Below are 20757 nucleotides of genomic sequence, written 5' to 3'. Positions count from 1 at the left end.
TGTGGCGTTTTAAAACCCCCTCCCCGGGGGGGCCGTTGCCCGCTCGGGCACCCCGCCCCTCATCGCCAAATAATACCCCCGCCCCCAAATTCCCTATTGGCCCCCCGCCGTTTGTGGGGGGGGGCCCACTTCTTTTTGTTTGCCCTAGTTGTCCGACCCCAGTTGTGAGCGAACGGCACTTTCGTCGCCTCAGATGCGCCGAAAAGGCGCGTTTGCTCAGGGGAGGGGGACCGAATTCAGAGCGCCCGTCGCTGAAGATGCAGCGCCTCGAGGAACTGCGCCGGCAGATCCTGCTCGAGGATTTCGTCATCAGGATGGGGCAGCGCTTTGATTTTGGCGAACTCGTCGTTGAGTCGTTCCATCTTGACATCGAGACGGTGTGCCGCGGCAGCAGCCTCGGTGAGTTCGTCGAGGAGTTCGACGGGAACCTCGCGGTTGTACTTGTAGTAGATCTTGTGCTCGAGGCTCGCCCAGAAATCCATTGCGATCGTGCGGATCTGAAGTTCGATCGGTACGTGCCTGACGCGGTCACTCATGAAAACCGGGACCTCGACGATCAAGTGCAAGCTCTTGTAGCCGTTGGGTTTCGGATCGGCGATGTAGTCCTCGCGCTCGATCACCCGAAGGTCCGTCTGGCTGGTGAGCATCTCGGCGATTCGGTACGTGTCGGAAATGAAGCTGCAGGTGATACGTACTCCAGCGATGTCGAAGATGTTCTTCGAGATGTCGTCGATCGTGAGCGGGACGTTCAGGCGTTGAGCCTTTCGCAGGATGCTGTCCGGTGACTTGACTCGTGACGTGACGTGTTCGATGGGGCTGTACTGATTGATGTGAGTGAACTCGTCCTTGAGGATGTTCACCTTGGTCATCAGTTCGGAGATTCCGAATTGGTACAACATCATGAAGCGGGAGAACTCGGTCCGCAGTTCGGCGAAATCGGCCCTGCTGACCCCACTGCTGTCTTCCACGTTCGGCACCCTCATCTGTTAGCTGGTGTAACCAGTCTGCCACCGATTGTGCCGTGTCCGGTTTCAGTGGGTGCGCAGTGCGGCGAGCGTCATATCCCGCAGGACTCGACGCGCGCGTGCCGGCGAAGCGGGGTTGGCGCTGTGAGGGGTCGAGTTGATCAGACCGAAGGTGGCATGCGCTTTGATTCGTGCGTCCGCCTGATCGAGTTGGGGATCGAGTTGCTCGAGCACCCCGACCCAGACCTCGACGTACTTGCGCTGCGTCTGGCGTACCTGTCGACGCGCGTCGGCCGGCAGGCTTTCGAGGTCGCGGTCCTGGATGCGGATCAGGTCCGGCTCGCCGAGCGCGAAGTCGAGGTGAAACTCCACCAGTGCGTCGAGAGCAGCGCTCGGTGAGTCCGCTGCCTCCGCTGCCGCAGAGCCGCCTTCGTGCAGGCGCGTGCTGATGCCGACGAGAAGTTCCACGAGGACGGCGTCCTTGTTCGGAAAGTGCCGGTACACGGCCGGGCCGCTGATGCCGACGGCCGCGCCGAGGTCTTCGAGTCGCACACTCACGAATCCGCGTTCGGCGATCAACCGTGCGGCGGCGTCCAAGAGCTGACGTCGACGGTCGGCCTTCATCTGATCGCGTCGCGTCGGAGCTGCTACCTGCTCAGAGGTCATTCTCTCGATCTTTCTTCGCTTGTGTTCTGGACAACTCAGTTAATCATAGTTAATCTAGTTTCAGTTATCGAGCATTAACTCATGGTGAAGGCGGCGGGATGACTCCCAGTGGAATCACGCAAGGATCGGGCTACCGGTCCGATCACACCGTTCTGGTGGACGAACTGAAGAAGAAACTGGCGCAAGCAGCGCTGGGTGGCAACGAGCGCTCTCGCGAGCGTCACGTGAGCAGAGGGAAGTTGCTGCCGCGAGATCGCGTCGACTCGCTGCTCGACCAGGGCAGCCCGTTCCTCGAGCTGTCCCCACTGGCGGCCAACGGCCTGTACGACGACGAGTGCCCGGGCGCCGGCGTCATCACCGGTATCGGCCGTGTGTCGGGTCGCGAGTGCGTCATCGTTGCCAACGACGCGACGGTCAAGGGCGGCACCTACTACCCGATGACGGTGAAGAAGCACCTGCGCGCGCAGGAAGTTGCGCTGCAGAACAACCTTCCCTGCATCTACCTCGTCGACTCCGGCGGCGCCTTCCTGCCGCGCCAGGACGAGGTCTTCCCGGACCGTGAGCACTTCGGCCGGATCTTCTACAACCAGGCGACCATGAGCGCCAAGGGGATTCCCCAGATCGCCGCAGTTCTCGGTTCATGCACCGCGGGAGGCGCCTACGTGCCCGCGATGAGCGACGAAGCAGTGATCGTCCGCAACCAGGGCACCATCTTCCTCGGCGGACCGCCGCTCGTGAAGGCTGCCACCGGTGAGATCGTGACGGCCGAAGAGCTCGGCGGCGGCGACCTGCACTCCAAGGTTTCCGGCGTCACCGACCACCTGGCCGAGGACGACCGCGACGCACTTCGGATCGTGCGCAACATCATTGCCACGCTTGGCCCCCGCTCCGAGCGCCCGTGGGACGTCATCTCCACGGTTCCGCCCGTCGCCGATCAGAGCGAGCTGTACGACGTCGTTCCGACTGATCCCCGTACTCCGTACGACGTGCACGAGGTCATCACCAAGCTCGTCGACGGTGGCGCGTTCCAGGAGTTCAAGGCTGAATACGGCAAGACGCTCGTCACCGGTTTCGCCCACATCGAGGGCCACCCGGTCGGCATCATCGCCAACAACGGCGTGCTCTTCGGCGAATCCGCCATGAAGGGAGCACATTTCATCGAACTGTGCGACAAGCGCAGTGTGCCGCTGCTGTTCCTGCAGAACATCGCAGGCTTCATGGTGGGACGCGACTACGAGGCCGGCGGCATCGCCAAGCACGGCGCCAAGATGGTCACGGCAGTCGCGTGTGCACGGGTCCCCAAGCTGACAGTCGTCATCGGCGGCTCGTACGGCGCCGGCAACTACTCCATGTGTGGACGCGCGTATTCACCTCGCTTCCTGTGGATGTGGCCGAACGCGCGCATCTCGGTCATGGGCGGCGAGCAGGCCGCGTCGGTGCTCTCGACGGTTCGTAGTGACCAGCTCGACAGCGCGGGTAATCCGTGGTCGGCCGAGGACGAAGAATCCTTCAAGGCGCCGATCCGCGAGCAGTACGAGGCTCAGGGCAATCCGTACTACTCCACTGCGCGGCTGTGGGATGACGGTGTCATCGATCCCGCAGATACCAGAACTGTTCTCGGCCTGGCCCTTTCGGTGTGCGCGAACGCGCCGATCGAGCCGGTCTCCTACGGCGTCTTCCGGATGTGAGCGAAATGACTGAGTTGCGCACTATCGATACTGTTCTCGTGGCCAACCGCGGTGAGATCGCGGTTCGCGTGATCCGCACGTTGCGTGAGTTGGGAATTCGCAGCGTCGCCGTCTACAGCGACGCCGACGCGAATGCTCGCCACGTCCGCGAGGCCGACACTGCCGTCAACATCGGACCGGCCGCGGCGCGTGAAAGCTACCTCGTCATCGACAAGGTCATCGACGCTGCCAAGTCCACCGGTGCTCAGGGTATTCACCCCGGTTACGGCTTCCTGTCGGAGAACTCGGCGTTCTCGGCTGGCTGTGCGGCTGCCGGAATCGCCTTCCTCGGCCCCTCCGAGCACGCCATCGAGGTGATGGGTGACAAGATCACCGCGAAGAACGCCGTTGCCGCGTTCGACGTACCGGTGGTCCCGGGTATCGCTCGCCCCAATCTGACCGACGAAGAACTGATCGCAGCGGCCGAGGACATCGGCTACCCGGTGTTGGTCAAGCCTTCGGCCGGCGGAGGCGGCAAGGGAATGCGTCTGGTCGAGGATCCGGTCAATCTGGCCGAGGCTCTTCGCAGTGCCCGCCGTGAGGCCGCGTCGTCGTTCGGCGACGACACCCTGTTCCTCGAGCGATTCGTCCTGCGGCCCCGGCACATCGAGGTCCAGGTTCTCGCCGACCAGCACGGCAACGTCGTTCACCTCGGTGAGCGCGAATGCAGCCTGCAGCGGCGTCATCAGAAGGTCATCGAAGAGGCTCCCTCGCCGCTGCTCGATCAGGTGACCCGTGACCGGATCGGCGCGGCAGCGTGCAACACCGCTCGAAGCGTCGATTACACCGGCGCTGGCACCGTGGAGTTCATCGTCTCCGCCGACAAGCCGGACGAGTTCTTCTTCATGGAGATGAACACCCGCCTCCAGGTCGAGCATCCCGTCACCGAAATGGTGACCGGACTGGATCTGGTCGAATGGCAGGTCCGTGTGGCAGCAGGGGAGAAGTTGGCCTTCTCCCAGAGTGACATCACGCTGACCGGGCACGCCATCGAAGCTCGTGTGTACGCGGAGGATCCGGGCCGTGGATTCCTGCCGACCGGTGGCAGCGTCGTCGATCTGGTCGAGCCGTCAGGTTCCGGCGTGCGCGTCGATTCCGGACTGCTCGCGGGCACCGTCGTCGGCAGTGACTACGACCCGATGCTCAGCAAGGTCATCGCCCACGCTCCCGACCGCGCGGGCGCACTGCGCAAGCTCGATCGCGCACTCGGTGACACCGCAGTGCTCGGAGTCGTGACCAACATCGAATTCGCACGGTTCCTCCTCGCTGATCCGGATGTGATCGCGGGCAACCTCGACACCGGTCTGCTCGATCGTCGCGTCGAAGACTTTGTCGCAGCCGACGCCTCCGACGAGGTTCTCATTGCTGCCGCGGCGTATCGCTGGCTCTCGCGATGGACAACTTCGGAATCCGTTGATCCCTGGGACGTCCCGAGTGGGTGGCGCGTCGGAACTCCCGCTCCGACCAGCATCAGGCTCGCCGCCGGCACCCGAACGTCGCACGTTGCGATCGTCGGCGTTCCCGCGGATGCAAAGGTCGAGGTCGAAGGTTCACAGCCGCGCGCATTCAGCGCGACCCTGACGGGATCCGAACTGGCGGTGGTGATCGACGGACGTCGACGCACGTTTGTCGTCGCCCAGACCGATGGCGGTCTGTGGCTGGCAGGCGGCGGAACCTGGCACGTGCGCGAGGTAGCCGAAGTCAGCGTTCGCGGTGAGGACAAGCATGCCGGTGACGCCGAAATCGCCAGCCCCATGCCCGGTGCCGTCATCGCAGTCAACGTCGAGAACGGCGCGGCAGTGAGCGCGGGACAACCACTCGTCGTGGTCGAGGCCATGAAGATGGAGCACTCCTTGACGTCCCCGATCGACGGGATCGTGGAAGTGCTTGTCCGTCAGGGCGATCAGGTGATGGTGGATCAGGTTCTGGCCCGCGTGGTACCTGTCACGGACGAAGAGACTGCAGAAGTAAAGACCGAGAACACGACGCAGAAGGAAGACGCCTGATGTCCGATTACCTTGCCACCGGAGCGCTTCCGGACGAATACCAGCAGCTCGCCAAGACGGTTGCGGACTTCGCGAAGACCGTAGTGGCACCGGTTGCTGCCGAGCACGACGCCAACCACACCTTCCCGTACGAGGTAGTGGCCGGGATGGCTGACATGGGACTGTTCGGCCTGCCGTTTCCCGAGGAGTACGGCGGAATGGGCGGCGACTACTTCGCACTCTGCCTGGCGCTCGAAGAGCTGGGCAAGGTCGACCAGAGCGTCGCGATCACTCTCGAAGCTGGTGTGTCCCTTGGTGCCATGCCGATCTACCGTTTCGGTAACGAGGCGCAGAAGCAGGAGTGGCTTCCGCAGCTCACCAGCGGCAAGTCGTTGGCTGCCTTCGGCCTGACCGAACCCGGTGCGGGTAGCGACGCCGGCGGCACCAAGACCACCGCGAAGTTCGACAGCGGTGAGTGGATCATCAACGGCAACAAGCAGTTCATCACCAACTCGGGCACCGACATCACCAAGCTCGTGACGGTCACCGCGGTCACGGGTGTCAAGGACGGCGGCAAGAAGGAGATCTCGACGATCCTCGTGCCGACCACGACGCCCGGCTTCACGGCCGAACCGGCGTACAACAAAGTCGGTTGGAACGCATCCGACACCCATCCGCTCACGTTCGCCGATGTTCGTGTCCCCGAAGAGAATCTGCTCGGTGAGCGCGGCCGCGGCTACGCGAACTTCCTGCGCATCCTCGACGAAGGCCGCATCGCCATCTCCGCGTTGAGCGTCGGTGCCGCCCAGGGCTGCGTCGACGAGTCGATCAAGTACGCCAAGGAGCGCGAGGCGTTCGGTCGCCCCATCGGACACAACCAGGCCATCGCGTTCAAGATCGCGCGTATGGAGGCTCGTGCCCACGTCGCACGTACCGCGTACTACGACGCGGCCGCACTCATGTTGTCGGGCAAGCCGTTCAAGAAGCAGGCGTCTATCGCCAAGCTGATTTCCTCCGAAGCTGCCATGGACAACGCCCGTGACGCCACGCAGATTCACGGCGGATACGGCTTCATGAACGAGTACGCCGTCGCGCGCCACTACCGTGACAGCAAGATCCTCGAAATCGGTGAGGGAACGACCGAGGTGCAGTTGATGCTCATCGCTCGTGAGGCAGGGCTGTGACGAACCCCAAGAAGATCACTCAGCGCGGGCTCTGGTTCGAGGAGTTCGAGGTCGGCGCGATCTACGAGCATCGCCCAGGCCGGACGGTGACCGAGGCTGACAACGTCCTGTTCACGACTTTGACGATGAACACGCAGGCGTTGCATCTCGATGCCGCGTACAGCGAGGACACTCAATTCGGTGTGCGGCTGGTCAATTCGATGTTCACCCTGTCGACCATCGTCGGCCTGTCCGTCGCGCAGTTGACGCAGGGCACCATCGTGGCGAACCTCGGTTTCTCCGAGATCAGCTTCCCCAAGCCGCTCTTTCACGGCGACACCTTGTATGCCGAGACGCTCATCGCGGACAAGCGCGAATCGAAGAGCCGTCCAGGTGAAGGCATCGTGACGCTCGTGCACACCGGGCGTAACCAGCACGGTGACGTCGTCGCACTGGCCACGCGCAAGACACTGGTGCAACTGCGTCCGGCAGAGGTGTCCTCATGACGTGGACGCCGCCGGGGCCGGCGTGGTTGTTCTGCCCGGCGGATCGTCCCGAGCGCTATGCGAAGGCCGCGGCTGTTGCCGACGTCGTGATCCTCGATCTCGAAGACGGTGTGGCTCCGGCCGACAAGGAAGCCGCACGTGCAGCCCTGATCGACACGCCTCTCGATCCGGAGCGGACGGTCGTGCGCGTCAATCCGGTCGGTACACCTGATCACGAACTCGATCTGATCGCGCTGGACGGCACACACTATTCGCGTCTCATGCTGTCCAAGTGCGAATCGGCCGAGGACGTCCTCTCGCTCGCACCGGCGGACGTGGTTGCGCTCGTCGAGTCCCCGCGAGGAGCCCTCGCCGTGGCCGACATCGCGCTTGCTGCGAACGCCATCGGTGTCATGTGGGGAGCCGAGGATCTTGTGGCCGGTCTCGGCGGTAATTCGAGCAGGCACCCGAACGGTTCGTACCGCGACGTTGCCAAGCATGTCCGATCGACGTCTCTCCTGGCCGCGAAGAGCTACGGCCGGTTGGCTGTCGATTCCGTGTACCTCGACATCAAGGACCTCGTCGGCCTGGGCGTCGAGTCCGCTGATGCCGTCGCAGTCGGCTTCGACGTGAAGGTTGCGATCCACCCGAGTCAGGTCGAGGTCATCCGCGGGGCCTTCGCACCTTCGGAAAAAGAGATCGACTGGGCCACACGAGTGCTTGCCGCGGTGTCTACTGAACGTGGTGTGTTCGCGTTCGAGGGCAAGATGGTCGACGCTCCCGTTCTCCGTCACGCCGAGAAGCTTCTTCACCGAGCCGGAATCTTTCAGCAGAAGGAGAACTAACGGATGAGCAAAGTCGTGAATACGGCAGCTGAGGCAGTTGCCGACATCGCGAGCGGATCCAGGCTCGCAGTGGGCGGCTTCGGGCTGTGCGGTATTCCCGACGCACTGATCGCGGCGATCGCCGACGGCGACGCCACCGATCTCGAGGTGTTCTCCAACAACTGCGGTGTCGACGACTACGGTCTCGGCATTCTGCTCGGCGCGCACCGGATCGCCAGGGTGACGGCGTCGTATGTGGGGGAGAACAAGGAGTTCGCCCGTCAGTATCTCGCCGGTGAGCTCGAAGTGGAGTTGACGCCGCAGGGGACGCTGGCCGAGCGGCTGCGAGCAGGCGGTACCGGCATTCCGGCGTTCTACACTCCGGCGGGCGTCGGCACCCCGATCGCCGAGGGCGGCTTGCCGTGGCGATACAACGCGGACGGTTCGATCGCCGTGGCGTCGCCACCGAAGGCGACGGCAGTGTTCGGTGGCCGCACGTATGTATTGGAAGAGGCGATCACGGCTGACTTCGCGCTCGTGCATGCGGACTACGGTGACACCGAAGGAAATCTCGTCTTCAACAAGACGGCGATGAACTTCAACCCGCTTGCTGCCATGGCCGGCCGGATCACCATCGCGCAGGTGGAGAACCTCGTCGAGCCGGGCGACATCGACCCCGCACACGTGCACCTACCTGGTGTGTTCGTCGCGCGGGTCGTGCACACAGGCCCACAGGAGAAGCGGATCGAGAAGCGGACCGTCTCAGGAGGCACCAAGTGACCAGTGCAGAGGAAACCCGTATCGGTTGGACTCGCCACGAGATGGCCGCTCGCGCTGCCGCCGAGATGCGGCCGGGGGAGTACGTCAACCTCGGCATTGGCCTGCCGACGCTGATCCCCAGTTACCTGCCCGAGGGCGTCAAGGTGGTCCTCCACAGCGAGAACGGCATCCTCGGTACCGGACCGTATCCGACCGATGATCAGGTCGATGCCGACCTCATCAATGCCGGTAAAGAAACCGTCACCGTCAATTCAGGCGCCGCGTTCTTCGACTCGGCTCTCTCCTTCGGCATGATCCGCGGTGGTCACATCGACACCGCGGTGCTCGGCGGGATGCAGGTGTCGAAGACCGGTGACCTTGCCAACTGGATGGTGCCGGGCAAGATGGTGAAGGGTATGGGCGGGGCGATGGATCTGGTCCACGGTGCCCGCCGCGTCATCGTCGTGATGGAGCACACCGACCGCGACGGCAATCCCAAGATCGTCGAGGCCTGCACGCTGCCGCTTACCGGTCAGAGCGTCGTCAACCGGATCATCACCGACCTGGCAGTGCTGGACGTCACCGCGGACGGGCTGCAGCTTGTGGAGCTGGCTCCAGGGGTCAGCAGCGAGCACCTGAAGAGTGTGACTGGTGTGGGCTTTTCCTGAAGCTTCGTACCGTAAATCGAAGAACGCGCCGACCGCTGGTCGGCGCGTTCTTTCGTCGGTCTGTCGGCGAGTACCGATAGTCTCGATCAGCGACTGTCGAATCTTGTTCGAGCTCAGACACCCAGTACCCGGCGGCCCTGTAAATTGTCCGAGGTGACTGATGTGGATTGGGGTGTAGATCGTCGGTTGCAATTGATTGTCCCAGGGGGAGAGGTGTCGCGCGCCGCGTCTGAACGGTGCGTTTCGGCAATGCGATCGGGGGGTAGATGAGCTGGGCGATTTGTAACGAATTGCAACAAAACCGTCGATACACCGGGGTATGGATTTCTCTTGTCACCTATGTATCGGAGACAATGGGTGGTTCTGGCTCGTCGAGGTTGGATGAGGTCGGTAGCTGCTGCGAATCGGACGTTCGGCTCGCACGGGTGCGCAATGGTGTGGAAGAGAGGCTGTGGGCGTGAATTCGCTGGGTAACGGAGAACTGGGGAGCGGCAAGCCGGAGGTCGGCAGCTCGCCGGAAGACGTTCAGCGATCCGACGCATTCCCGCTTTCCGCGGCCCAGCTCGGTATGTGGTTCGCGCAACACCTCGATCCCGCCGTTCCGGTCAACATCGCTCAGTACGTCGAACTCCGTGGTGCTCTGGAACTTGACGCCCTTCGGCAGGCCTGCGCAGACGCCGGTCGCGAAATCGGGTCGGCCTTCGTCCGGATCTTCGAGATCGACGCCCAGCCTTACCAGATCATCGACCCCACACTCGATGATTCGGTCGGTTACGTCGACCTTCGTAGTGAAGACGACTCGCACGACGCTGCCATGCGGTGGATGCGAGCAGATCGCAGCCGGCCGATCGACATGCTCACGGACCGCTTGATCTCTGCCACGATCCTGCGGCTCGGCGAGAATCGCTACTACTGGTACACACGGGTCCACCACACAATTCTCGACGGTTTCGGTGCGTCGACGTTCGTCACTCGTGTGGCGGAGCTGTACTCGGCGCGCGTGGAGGGCCGGGATCCGGAGCCGAGTGAGGCCTCCGATCTCCGGAACGTCTACGAGGTGGACAACAAGTACCGCCAGTCGAGTCGTTTCGAAACCGATCGCAAGTACTGGGCAGACAAGATCGAGAATCTCGACGAGATCTCGAGCCTCGCGGGTCGAAGTGCCGCGCCGGCTCCAGTCAGTCGGATCGACAGTGCAGCGCTGTCCAACCACGTCGAGGCTCTGCTCGGGCGGTTCCTCGAGCGCATCGAGAAGACCACTGTTGCCGGCACTGTCGTCGCGGCGTTTGCGGCGTACCTCGCTCAGATGACCGGACGAGAGGACGTGTCGCTGAGTCTGCCCGTTTCCGGTCGAACAACGGCCGTGCTGCGTCGATCCGGAGGCATGGTCTCCAACGTCGTGCCGCTGCGCCTGACCGTCACCGCGGACACCACCGTCCAGGAGCTTCTGGACGATGTCAGGAACGAAATGTCCGGCGCACTGCGCCACCAGCGATACCGACACGAGGACATGGTTCGCGGCGGGGACGGGCCGGGCCGGGGCGGATTCTTCGGCCCCTGGATCAACATCATGATGTTTTCCACCGAGTTGGCGTTCGGGCCCCTCGTCGGCGAACTTCACATCTTGTCCACGGGTTTGATCGAAGACCTCGGTGTCAACCTGTATCAGAGCGTCGGCGATACCCGCACACACATCGACTTCGAGTCGAATCCCAATCTGTATGCGCCCGCGGACGCCCAGCGAAATCACTCGCGGTTCGTGGAGTTTCTCGAGAAGTTCGTCTCGGCCGAAACGAGCCGCAAGGTCTGGGACCTTCCTGTCGCAACCGACGAGGAGCGAAACAAGGTTGCCTTGTGGAACCGCACCGGCTTCCACGTTGCCTCGCAGACCATCACCGAAGCATTCGAGCGTCAGGTCGAGAGAACTCCCGATGCCACCGCTGTCGTTTTCGAAGGCGCCAGCCTCACGTACGCCGAATTCGACTCTCGCGCAAATGGTTTGGCTCGTCAACTCATCGCCATGGGTGTTGGGCCCGAATCGCTTGTAGGACTGTCGATCCGCAGGTCTTTGGACTTGATGGTCGGTCTGTACGCGATTGCCAAGGCCGGCGGAGCCTGGGTGCCGGTGGATCCCGACCACCCAGCCGACCGCACCGCCTACATTCTCGAGTCGGCGCAGCCCACGTGTGTTGTGACCACTGCGCGGGACGACGTGGATCTGCCCTCGGGCACACGGGTCATCGAGATCGACACACTGGACTATGGGCAGCTCGACAGCAGACCGATCGTCAACGCGGATCGCCTGTCTCCCTTGCATTTCTCGAACACTGCGTACGTGATCTACACCTCGGGTTCGACCGGTCGACCCAAGGGTGTCGCGGTCACTCACGCGGCGATCAACAATCAGCTTCAGTGGATGAACGCCGAGTACGGGCTTTCGGCGTCGGACATTTACCTGCAGAAGACCGCTACGACATTCGACGTGTCGCTGTGGGGATTTTTCATGCCGTTGCAGGTCGGCGCCACGCTCGTCGTCGCGACTCCGGACGGTCATCGAGACCCGATCTACGTGGCGAACAAGATCGCGGAGCTCGGCGTCACGATCACCGACTTCGTGCCATCCATGCTCACGCTGTTCACTGCGAATGCACCTGCCGGATCTTGTGATTCGTTGCGCCACGTGTTTGTCATCGGCGAGGCGCTCCCGCCCGAGACGTCTTCCGCCTTCCGCGAACTCTGTGGAGCCGGACTGCACAACCTGTATGGTCCGACCGAAGCCGCGGTGTCGGTCACGTACTACGAGGCCGTGGCCACGGACACTACTTCCGTGCCGATCGGTATGCCACAGTGGAACACTCAGGCGCACGTACTGGACGGACAACTTCGCCCGACCCCCATCGGGCAGCCGGGTGAGCTCTATCTCGCCGGCGTTCAACTCGCGCGCGGATACGTTGGTCGACCGGACCTGAGCTCGGATCGGTTCGTAGCCAATCCGTACGGCACGGCCGGTGAGCGTATGTACCGGACCGGCGACCTCGTCCGCCGCCGTGAGGACGGAAACCTCGACTACATCGGGCGTACCGACTTCCAGGTGAAGTTCCGTGGACAGCGCATCGAGCTCGGCGAAATCGAGACCGTCCTTCTGGCACACCCCGACGTTTCGCAGGCTGTCGTTTTGGTGACCGTCACCCCGACCGGTGATCAATTGGTCGGCTACGTCGTGCCGGGTCCAGGCCGAAACATCGATGCTGCGGTGCTCAGTGAGTTCGCCGGCCGAAGCCTCCCGTCGTACATGGTTCCGGCCGCGTTGATGGTGCTCGATGCGTTGCCGCTCAACACGAGTGGCAAATTGGATCGTGCCGGGTTGCCCGAGCCGGTGTTCGCGAGTGCGAAGCAGTACCGCGAGCCCCGCACCGAAATCGAACGCATCGTGGCGGACGTGTTTGCCGACGTTCTCGGTGTCGAGCTCGTCGGTATCGATGACGACTTCTTCGAGCTCGGTGGAAACTCTCTGGTTGCAACACAATTGGTGACGCGAGTGGGTTCGGCATTGGGAGTGCAACTCGGCGTTCGAGAGCTCTTCGAATCCACCACGGTCGCCACCCTGGCGGCCCGCGCCGAGTCGGTGGCGGGCAACGCCAGGCAGCTCACCCCGCTGATCGCCAAGCCTCGTCCCGAGGTCGTCCCGCTCTCGCTTGCGCAGCAGCGCATGTGGTTCATCAACCGTCTCGATCCGTCGACGCCCGCCTACAATCTTCCGTTCACGGTCCGGCTCACCGGTTCGGTGGACCCGTCCGCCCTGCATGCCGCGGTGATGGATCTTCTCGAGCGACACGAGTCCTTGCGGACGATCTACCCTGATGTCGACGGAACCGCGCAACAGCTGGTTCTGCCGGTCGACCGGGCCGCGGTGGAGTTGAATCCGGTCAAGATTCGGAATTCGCATCTCGACGCGGCGCTGTTCGACGTGGCGTCTCGCGGCTTCGACGTGACGCTCGAAATCCCGGTACGGGTTGCCCTCTTCGAGGTGTCTCCGACGGACTACGTCCTGGTGATGGTTCTCCATCACATCGCTGCAGACGGACTGTCGTTCCGTCCGCTCGCACGTGACCTTCTCGTCGCCTACTCGGCGCGAAGTGAGAAGTCTGCGCCGGCGTGGACGCCGCTGCCGATTCAGTACGCCGACTACGCCCTGTGGCAGCGCGAAGCACTGGGATCCGACGAAGACCCGCGCTCGGAGTCGTCTCGCCAGATCAACTTCTGGCGCCGGGCACTTGCCGATCTGCCGGATCAGTTGGATCTGCCGACCGACCGACCTCGTCCTGCCATCGCGTCCAATCACGGTGCCAAGCACCATTTTCAGATCAGCGAACGCACGACGCGCAAGTTGAACGAGTTGGCGCGCTCGAGGAGCGTCTCGCTGTTCATGGTGTTGCAGGCGGCATATGCAACGCTGTTGAGCCGGCTCAGTGGTACCTCCGACATCGCGATCGGTGCCCCGATCGGCGGGCGAGGCGATCAAGCGCTCAACGACGTGATCGGCATGTTCGTGAACACCCTGGTGCTTCGCACCGAGGTCGATCCGAACGAACGATTCGAAGAGTTGCTCGCTCGGGTAAGGGAATCGGGCTTGTCTGCCTACGGGCATGCCGATGTGCCGTTCGAGCGGTTGGTCGAAGTCCTGAGTCCGGCGCGTTCGCAGGCTCGTCACCCGCTGTTCCAGGTTGCGCTCACTGCGGAGATCAGTGGACGACGCGAACTGGAATTCTCAGGTGTCAAAGCAGTTGCAGCTGAATTGGAAGTCCCGGTCGCCAAATTCGATCTCGAGCTCATGGTGTCCGAGAATCCTGAAGGCAGCGAAGACTCGGACGTCTTGAGCGCCACCTTCACCTATGCCACGGACCTGTTCGATCCGGCCACGGTGAACACTTTCGCTACTCGGTTCGTGCGCATCCTCGATGCCGTGGCTACCCGACCTGAAACGATCGTCGGCGATATCGAACTGCTCTCACGCTCCGAGCGCACCGATCTGACGGTCGTAGCCGCGGATGACACGATGCCCCGGCAGAGTCTCGTCGACATCTTCCTGTCCGGCACGGCTGAGGCGGATTCGGTTGCTGTGCGCTTCGAGGGTCGATCGATCACCTATCGAGAGCTCGATGAGCAGTCGTCGAAGCTCGCTCGGGTTCTGATCGGACGTGGCGCCGGCCCCGAGACCATTGTTGCTCTCGCCTTTCCTCGCTCGTACGAGATGGTCTGTGCAGTATGGGCGGTGGCGAAGTCAGGGGCGGCATACGTCCCAGTCGACCCGAGTTATCCGGAAGATCGTGTCCGGCACATGCTGGCCGATTCTTCGGCCGCGATCGGACTCACGTCGGGACAGTTCGTAGATCAGCTTCCTGCGGTCACAGAATGGTTGGTCCTTGACGGCCAGGCGCTGAACGGAGAACTGTCGGCGCAATCTTCAGCGCCGGTCACGGACGAGGACCGAATCGCTCCGATTTACAGTTCTCACGTTGCATATGTCATTTACACATCCGGTTCCACGGGAAAACCGAAGGGTGTCAGCGTCACTCACGGTGGACTCCGTGGCGTCAGAGACGCAGCACAGCGTCGCTACGGGGTAGAACAGTCCTCGCGCTTCCTCCATATCTGTTCACCGAGCTTCGACCCGTCGGTACTCGAATGGATGGTCGCCTTCTCCGCGGGTGCAACTTTGGTGATCGTTCCGTCGACAATTATCGGTGGACACGAGTTGTCGGATCTTCTTCATTCCGAGAAGGTCACACACGCGATCATCACTCCCGCAGTACTCGGGACCATGGAGCCGGCAGAGCTGCCTGAATTGCGAGTCGTCTCCGTCGGCGGTGACGTGACCACTCCCGAGTTGCTGGCGAAATGGGCCCCAGGGCGCGCCTACTTCAATGGGTATGGTCCGACCGAGACCACTATCATCTCGTCGTTCGGCGATCTCGCGATCGGCCGATCGATCGACATCGGGCGTCCCGTCGAGGGCATGTCGGCACTGGTACTCGACGAGCGTCTGCATCCTGTTCCAGTCGGTACCAGGGGAGAGCTCTACTTTGCGGGCGCTGCATTGGCTCGCGGCTACCATGAGCGGCGAGGCCTTTCTGCGGAACGGTTTGTCGCCAACCCGTATTCGCCGGATGGCGAGCGAATGTACCGGACCGGCGATGTCGTGCGCTGGACCGGCGGAGACGCGCGCGGTGACGCGGGGGTTCTCGAATACGTCGGCCGCAGTGACTTCCAGGTCAAGGTTCGCGGATTCCGTATCGAACTCGGTGAGATCGACGCAGTTCTGTCCTCGCACGAGTCTGTGCGCTTCGCGGTGACGGTCGGAAGCGAAGGCGCGGCGGGTGTCACAACCCTCGTTTCCTACGTCGAACTGGCTGACGGGTCGAGTTTCGATCGGGACGTGCTCGCCTCGTTCGTGGCGGAGGCTCTGCCGAGCTACATGGTTCCGTCCGTCATCATGGAACTCGCTGAGGTTCCGTTGACCCCGGTGGGCAAATTGGATCGCCGGGCTTTGCCGGAGCCTGTTTTCGAGGTCCGCGAGTTTCGTGCACCCACCACGCCGGTGGAAGAGATTGTCGCGCAGGTGATTGCGGATGTTCTCGGAGTGGAACGAGTCGGCCTCGACGACGACTTCTTTGAACTCGGTGGCAACTCCCTGGTGGCCACTCAGGTCACCTCCCGATTGGGGCGGGCGCTCGACACTACGGTGCCGGTGCGAACGCTATTCGACGTTTCCACCGTCGAGGCGCTCGCCGCACACATCGAGTCGCACGTAGGTAGCGGCGGGCAGAAGGCGCTCGTCGCACAGGTGCGTCCCGCGGAAATTCCGTTGTCGCTGGCGCAGCAGCGCATGTGGTTCCTGAACCGCTTCGACACCGACTCAGCTGCTTACAACATCACTTTTGCTCTGCACCTGACTGGTCATCTCGATACTGCCGCGATGGAAATGGCGCTGGAGGACGTACTGGCCCGGCATGAGGTGCTCCGAACGGTATATCCGGACGGGGCTTCCGGACCGAAGCAGTCGATTCTGTCGCTCTCGGAGGCGTTCGGCGGGCTGACCGTGGAGTCGGTTTCGGATCAGGACGAGCTCGAAAGTCGAGTCGCTGCAATCGGATCCTCAGCGATCGACGTCACTGTCGATGTGCCGATCCGTGTCCGCCTGTTGACGGTCAGCGACACCGAGCACACCCTCGCGATCGTGGTTCATCACATCGCCGCTGACGGTTGGTCGATGGCGCCCCTGGCTCGCGATGTCATGATTGCCTACTCGGCACGCAAGGATGGGACCGCGCCGGCGTGGCAGCCGTTGACTGTGCAGTACGCCGACTATTCGTTGTGGCAGCGTGAGGTTCTGGGGTCGGAAGACGACTCGGAATCACTGATCTCGCAGCAGATCTCGTACTGGACCGAGACTCTGGCAGACCTACCGGATGTGATCGAGCTTCCGTCGGACCGGTCTCGGCCTGATGTGGCGTCGATGCGCGGCGAGCGATTTGCGTTCGAGATCTCCGGGGATGTGCACCGTCGATTGGACGCGCTGGCACGGGAGAACAACGCGACGCTCTTCATGGCGTTGCACTCGGCGCTTGCCGTTCTGATGGCCCGACTGAGCGGGACCTCGGACATCGCCGTGGGCACTCCCGTTGCCGGTCGCGGGGACGAGGCGCTCGACGATCTCGTCGGTATGTTCGTCAACACGCTTGTTCTGCGCACCGAGGTCGACCAGGCCCAGGCATTCACGGATCTGCTGGCTGCGGCGAGTGATTCCGCGCTCGGAGCGTTCGCTCATTCGGACGTGCCCTTCGAGCGGTTGGTGGACGTCTTGGCTCCCGCCCGGTCGCAGGCCAGACATCCGCTCTTCCAGGTTGTGCTGTCCTTGCAGAATCTCGCGCAAACGGCATTGGAACTGCCGGGACTGGCGATCAAGGCCGCCGAAATCGACACGACCACTGCCAAGTTCGACCTCGAACTCGCAGTAACAGAGTCGATCGGCGAAGACGGGATCCAGCAAGGGCTCTCGGCCGAATTCACGTTTGCTGCAGATCTGTTCGACGTTTCGACGGTCGAGGGGTTTGCTCGGCGTCTGGTTCGTATCCTCGAGACTGTCGTGTCGGTTCCTTCGATTGTCGTCGGTGACATCGATATTCTCGCTGCGGCCGAGCGGGGTGTGCTGGCCGATGTTCATGGAGGTCAGTCGGTCTCGGGAACCCTGGTCGAGATCCTCACAGCGGCGGCCGCTTTGGATCCGTCGGCGGATGCGATTCGCTTCGACGGTCAGTCAATCAGCTACCGCGAACTCGACGAGCGGTCGTCGCGACTCGCTCGTGTTCTGATTGAGAAGGGCGTCGGGCCGGAGGATCGGGTCGCGATCGCGATTCCGCGTTCGGCCGATTCGGTTCTCGCTCTGTGGGCAGTGGTGAAAACGGGTGCTGCATTCGTGCCCGTCGACCCGACGTATCCGGTTGACCGTATCGCCCACATGATCTCCGATTCCGGTGCGGTGCTGGGTCTTGCGCTCAGTGACGTCGAGGCAGGATTGCCGTCGGCGTTGACGTGGGTTGTTCTCGACGACGAGAGGACAGTGGCGGCGTGCGCGGCAGAATCTTGCGCGCCGGTAAGTGATTCGGATCGACGCAGTGCGATCGACGAGCGGCAGCCTGCTTACGTCATTTACACCTCGGGCACCACGGGTCTGCCCAAGGGCGTTGTGGTCACCAATGCGGGTGTGGCGAACTTCTGCGCCGAGCAGGTCGAGCGCTATGCGCTGACCGCGGATGCTCGGACGCTGCATTTCGCCTCGCCGAGTTTCGATGCTTCTGTTCTCGAGTTGCTGATGGCATTCGGAGCAGCATCGACGATGGTGATTGCGCCGACGACGGTGTACGGCGGCGCGGAATTGGCCGAGATCTTGCGCTCGGAGGGCGTGACGCATGCGTTCGTGACGCCCGCTGCGCTGGCATCAGTGGATCCGAGCGGGCTCGACGCGTTGCGGGTGGTTGTCGTCGGTGGCGAAGCCAGTTCGCGGTCTCTCGTTGCCAAGTGGGCGGTGCCGCTTCCGGATGGCGGTGTGCGTGGATTCTTCAATGCGTACGGTCCGACGGAGTCGACAGTCGCCTCGAACATCAGCGATACGCTGACCGCGTTTGATCGTATGAACATCGGCGGCCCGATTCGGGGAATGGCCGCGCGGATCTTGGACGGCCGCTTGCAGCCCGTTCCGGTTGGTGTCGCAGGTGAGTTGTACGTGTCGGGTGTTCAGGTCGCTCGTGGATACCTGGGACAGCCGGCATTGACAGCGGGTCGTTTTGTCGCAGACCCGTTCGGGGCGCCGGGAGAGCGGTTGTACCGCACGGGTGACGTGGTCCGGTGGATCGACGGTGGCGCAGTGGAGTACGTGGGCCGCAGTGACTTCCAGGTCAAGATCCGTGGGTTCCGTATCGAACTCGGCGAGATCGAGGCCGCGCTGACCCGTTGCGCGGGCGTTGCGCAAGCTGTTGCTCTCGTTCGTTCCGACGATCACTTCGGAGATCGTCTCGTTGCATACGTCGTGCCGCAGGCCGGCGCCGAGGTGGATCCCGCACAGGTCATCGAGTCGGTGTCGACGTTCCTGACCGGCTACATGGTCCCCGACTCGGTACTGGTACTCGATTCGATTCCGTTGACCACCGCGGGCAAGACGGACATCAAGGCTCTGCCCTCGCCCGTGTTCGAGTCCAAGGTGTACCAGGCGCCGATCACGACCGTCGAAGAGACTGTCGCGCAGGTGTTCTCCGAAGTACTCGGGGTCGCACAGGTTGGCCGCGACGACGATTTCTTCGAACTCGGCGGCAACTCGTTGATCGCGACCCGTGTCGCCGCTCGGCTGGGAGAGGCGCTCGACACAAGCGTTCCGGTTCGTGCGCTCTTCGAAGCGTCGACCGTGCAGTCACTCGCCGTCCGGCTCGAGCTGCACGCCGGTTCGGGCGCCACCGCCCCACTGGTGCAGCAGCCCCGGCCAGCTCGGATCCCACTTTCGTTGGCGCAGCAGCGCATGTGGTTCCTGAACAGGTTCGAACCCGCGTCGGCAGTGAACAACGTCCCGGCGGCGATCAGGATTTCGGGCGCCCTCGATGTGGCAGCTCTTGACGCCGCCGTGATCGATGTCGTGGGCCGACACGAATCACTGCGAACTGTGTATCCAGACGTCGACGGCGTCGGCTATCAGGACGTCCTCGACGTCCAAGACGTTGTCGTCGACCTCAGCCCCGTGTCGATCACGGAAGATCGCCTGGCTGCGGGCGTCGCCGAGCTGGCGACAGTCGGCTTCGACGTGACGTCCGAAGTCCCGTTGCGCGCCAAGCTCTTCAAAGTCGGCGACAGCGAATACGTCCTGGTGTTCGTCGTGCATCACATCTCGACCGACGGTTTCTCGATGGGTCCGTTGACCCGTGACGTGATGGTTGCCTACGAAGCACGTACACGAGCGTCGGTGCCGGCTTGGACGCCGTTGCCGGTGCAGTACGCCGATTACTCGTTGTGGCAGCGTGAGGTTCTCGGGTCCGAGAACGATCCGCGGTCCGTGATCGCGAAGCAGATTGCGTTCTGGTCGGATGCGTTGGCTGATCTTCCGGAGCAGTTGGACCTGCCTGCCGATCGTCCGCGTCCCGAGGTCGCTTCAGGGCGCGGAGCCGAGGTCGAGTTCGATATCGACGCCACCCTGCACGAAGCTGTCAATTCGATTGCGCACAGCAGTAACTCGACACCGTTCATGGTTGTTCACGCAGCGCTCGCCGTCGTACTTTCTCGTTTGTCCGCAACGACTGACATCGCGATCGGTACACCGATCGCGGGTCGCGGTGAGGCGCAGCTCGACGATCTGATCGGTATGTTCGTCAACACTTTGGTGTTGCGTACCGAGGTTGATCCGTCGATGTCGTTCACGGATCTGTTGGCGTCGGCGCGTGAAGTGGATCTACAGGCGTTCGCGCATGCGGATGTTCCGTTCGAGCGTGTGGTGGAGGTTCTCGATCCGGTTCGTTCGCAGGCTCGTCATCCGCTGTTCCAGGTGGCATTGACGTTCCAGAACCACGAACAGACAACGCTCGAACTGGGCGACCTCGAAGTGTCGATCGAAAGTGCCGATCTTGCGCTGGCGAAATTCGACCTCCAGTTGACCCTGACCGAACGAACCGACGAGGCCGGCGCACCCGCCGGAATGTCCGCCTCTTTGACGTATGCGACGGATCTGTTCGACGAGTCGACCGTTGTGGAATTTGGTGATCGGCTGGTAAGGACCTTCCGTGCGGTGACTGCTGATCCCACCGTAGCGGTGGGTGACGTTGACATCTTGGTCGATGGAGAACGAAACCTGCTGTCCCGCTTCAGTGCCGGCCAGATCGATCGTGGTGTGGATTCGACGTTGTCGGCGTGGTTCGATGATGCTGCTGCGCGGTTTGGTGATCGGGTTGCGGTGCGGTTCGGTGGCGAGTCGTTGTCG

The 20757-nt window shown here is 62.7% G+C and carries 10 protein-coding genes; 8 read left to right on the top strand and 2 right to left on the bottom strand.

Features of this window, described 5'->3' with window-relative positions:
• Positions 1-236: 236 nt before the first annotated feature.
• Together ABH939_RS32205 and ABH939_RS32200 are read right to left on the bottom strand one after the other, a co-directional pair.
• Positions 237-983: a GTP pyrophosphokinase family protein gene (locus tag ABH939_RS32205; RefSeq protein WP_024487832.1), complete on the bottom strand. Its 747-nt coding sequence runs from the start codon at positions 981-983 to the stop codon at positions 237-239.
• A 48-nt stretch (positions 984-1031) separates the two neighbouring features.
• Positions 1032-1631, bottom strand: a complete 600-nt coding sequence (locus ABH939_RS32200) for a TetR/AcrR family transcriptional regulator (protein WP_003941968.1) — start codon at positions 1629-1631, stop codon at positions 1032-1034.
• A 98-nt stretch (positions 1632-1729) separates the two neighbouring features.
• On the opposite strand from ABH939_RS32200, the gene ABH939_RS32195 reads away from it, so the two are divergent.
• The 8 genes from ABH939_RS32195 to ABH939_RS32160 all read left to right on the top strand — a co-directional run.
• Positions 1730-3319, top strand: a complete 1590-nt coding sequence (locus tag ABH939_RS32195; protein WP_042453308.1) for a carboxyl transferase domain-containing protein — start codon at positions 1730-1732, stop codon at positions 3317-3319.
• Positions 3320-3324: 5 nt separating this feature from the next.
• The gene (locus ABH939_RS32190) at positions 3325-5364 is read left to right on the top strand and encodes a biotin carboxylase N-terminal domain-containing protein (RefSeq protein ID WP_404650693.1); all 2040 of its coding nucleotides are present in this window, start codon (positions 3325-3327) and stop codon (positions 5362-5364) included.
• Positions 5364-6527: an acyl-CoA dehydrogenase family protein gene (locus tag ABH939_RS32185; RefSeq protein ID WP_007730190.1), complete on the top strand. Its 1164-nt coding sequence runs from the start codon at positions 5364-5366 to the stop codon at positions 6525-6527. The genes ABH939_RS32190 and ABH939_RS32185 overlap by 1 nt, the downstream gene beginning before the upstream one ends.
• On the top strand, positions 6524-7012 hold the full coding sequence (locus ABH939_RS32180) for a MaoC family dehydratase (protein WP_003942078.1): 489 nt from the start codon (positions 6524-6526) through the stop codon (positions 7010-7012). The genes ABH939_RS32185 and ABH939_RS32180 overlap by 4 nt, the downstream gene beginning before the upstream one ends.
• Complete coding sequence (locus ABH939_RS32175) at positions 7009-7836, top strand: CoA ester lyase (protein WP_003942031.1); 828 nt, start codon at positions 7009-7011, stop codon at positions 7834-7836. Before ABH939_RS32180 ends, ABH939_RS32175 begins: the two co-directional genes overlap by 4 nt.
• Before the next feature lie 3 nt (positions 7837-7839).
• Entirely contained in the window at positions 7840-8595 is a 756-nt protein-coding gene (locus tag ABH939_RS32170; protein ID WP_042453312.1) for a CoA transferase subunit A, read from the top strand.
• Between the two features lie 41 nt (positions 8596-8636).
• Positions 8637-9242 carry a 3-oxoacid CoA-transferase subunit B gene (locus ABH939_RS32165; protein WP_039973146.1) on the top strand — a complete coding sequence of 202 codons (606 nt, stop codon included), beginning with the start codon at positions 8637-8639 and terminating at the stop codon, positions 9240-9242.
• 457 nt (positions 9243-9699) lie between these two features.
• Positions 9700-20757, top strand: an 11058-nt coding sequence (locus ABH939_RS32160; protein WP_404650692.1) for an amino acid adenylation domain-containing protein, incomplete at its 3' end; no start/stop codon positions are given.

The sequence above is a fragment of the Rhodococcus sp. 27YEA6 genome, assembly GCF_044908235.1.
Taxonomy (GTDB): Bacteria; Actinomycetota; Actinomycetes; order Mycobacteriales; family Mycobacteriaceae; genus Rhodococcus_F; species Rhodococcus_F qingshengii.
This window is presented reverse-complemented; position numbering and strand designations above follow the sequence as displayed.

Bases quoted from the DNA above. Each gene is read 5' to 3' on its own strand.
- ABH939_RS32165 (WP_039973146.1), top strand. From the start codon at position 8,637: ATGGCCGCTCGCGCTGCCGCCGAGATGCGGCCGGGGGAGTACGTCAAC.
- ABH939_RS32205 (WP_024487832.1), bottom strand. From the start codon at position 983: ATGAGGGTGCCGAACGTGGAAGACAGCAGTGGGGTCAGCAGGGCCGAT.
- ABH939_RS32175 (WP_003942031.1), top strand. From the start codon at position 7,009: ATGACGTGGACGCCGCCGGGGCCGGCGTGGTTGTTCTGCCCGGCGGAT.
- ABH939_RS32195 (WP_042453308.1), top strand. From the start codon at position 1,730: ATGACTCCCAGTGGAATCACGCAAGGATCGGGCTACCGGTCCGATCAC.
- ABH939_RS32185 (WP_007730190.1), top strand. From the start codon at position 5,364: ATGTCCGATTACCTTGCCACCGGAGCGCTTCCGGACGAATACCAGCAG.
- ABH939_RS32200 (WP_003941968.1), bottom strand. From the start codon at position 1,631: ATGACCTCTGAGCAGGTAGCAGCTCCGACGCGACGCGATCAGATGAAG.
- ABH939_RS32190 (WP_404650693.1), top strand. From the start codon at position 3,325: ATGACTGAGTTGCGCACTATCGATACTGTTCTCGTGGCCAACCGCGGT.
- ABH939_RS32170 (WP_042453312.1), top strand. From the start codon at position 7,840: ATGAGCAAAGTCGTGAATACGGCAGCTGAGGCAGTTGCCGACATCGCG.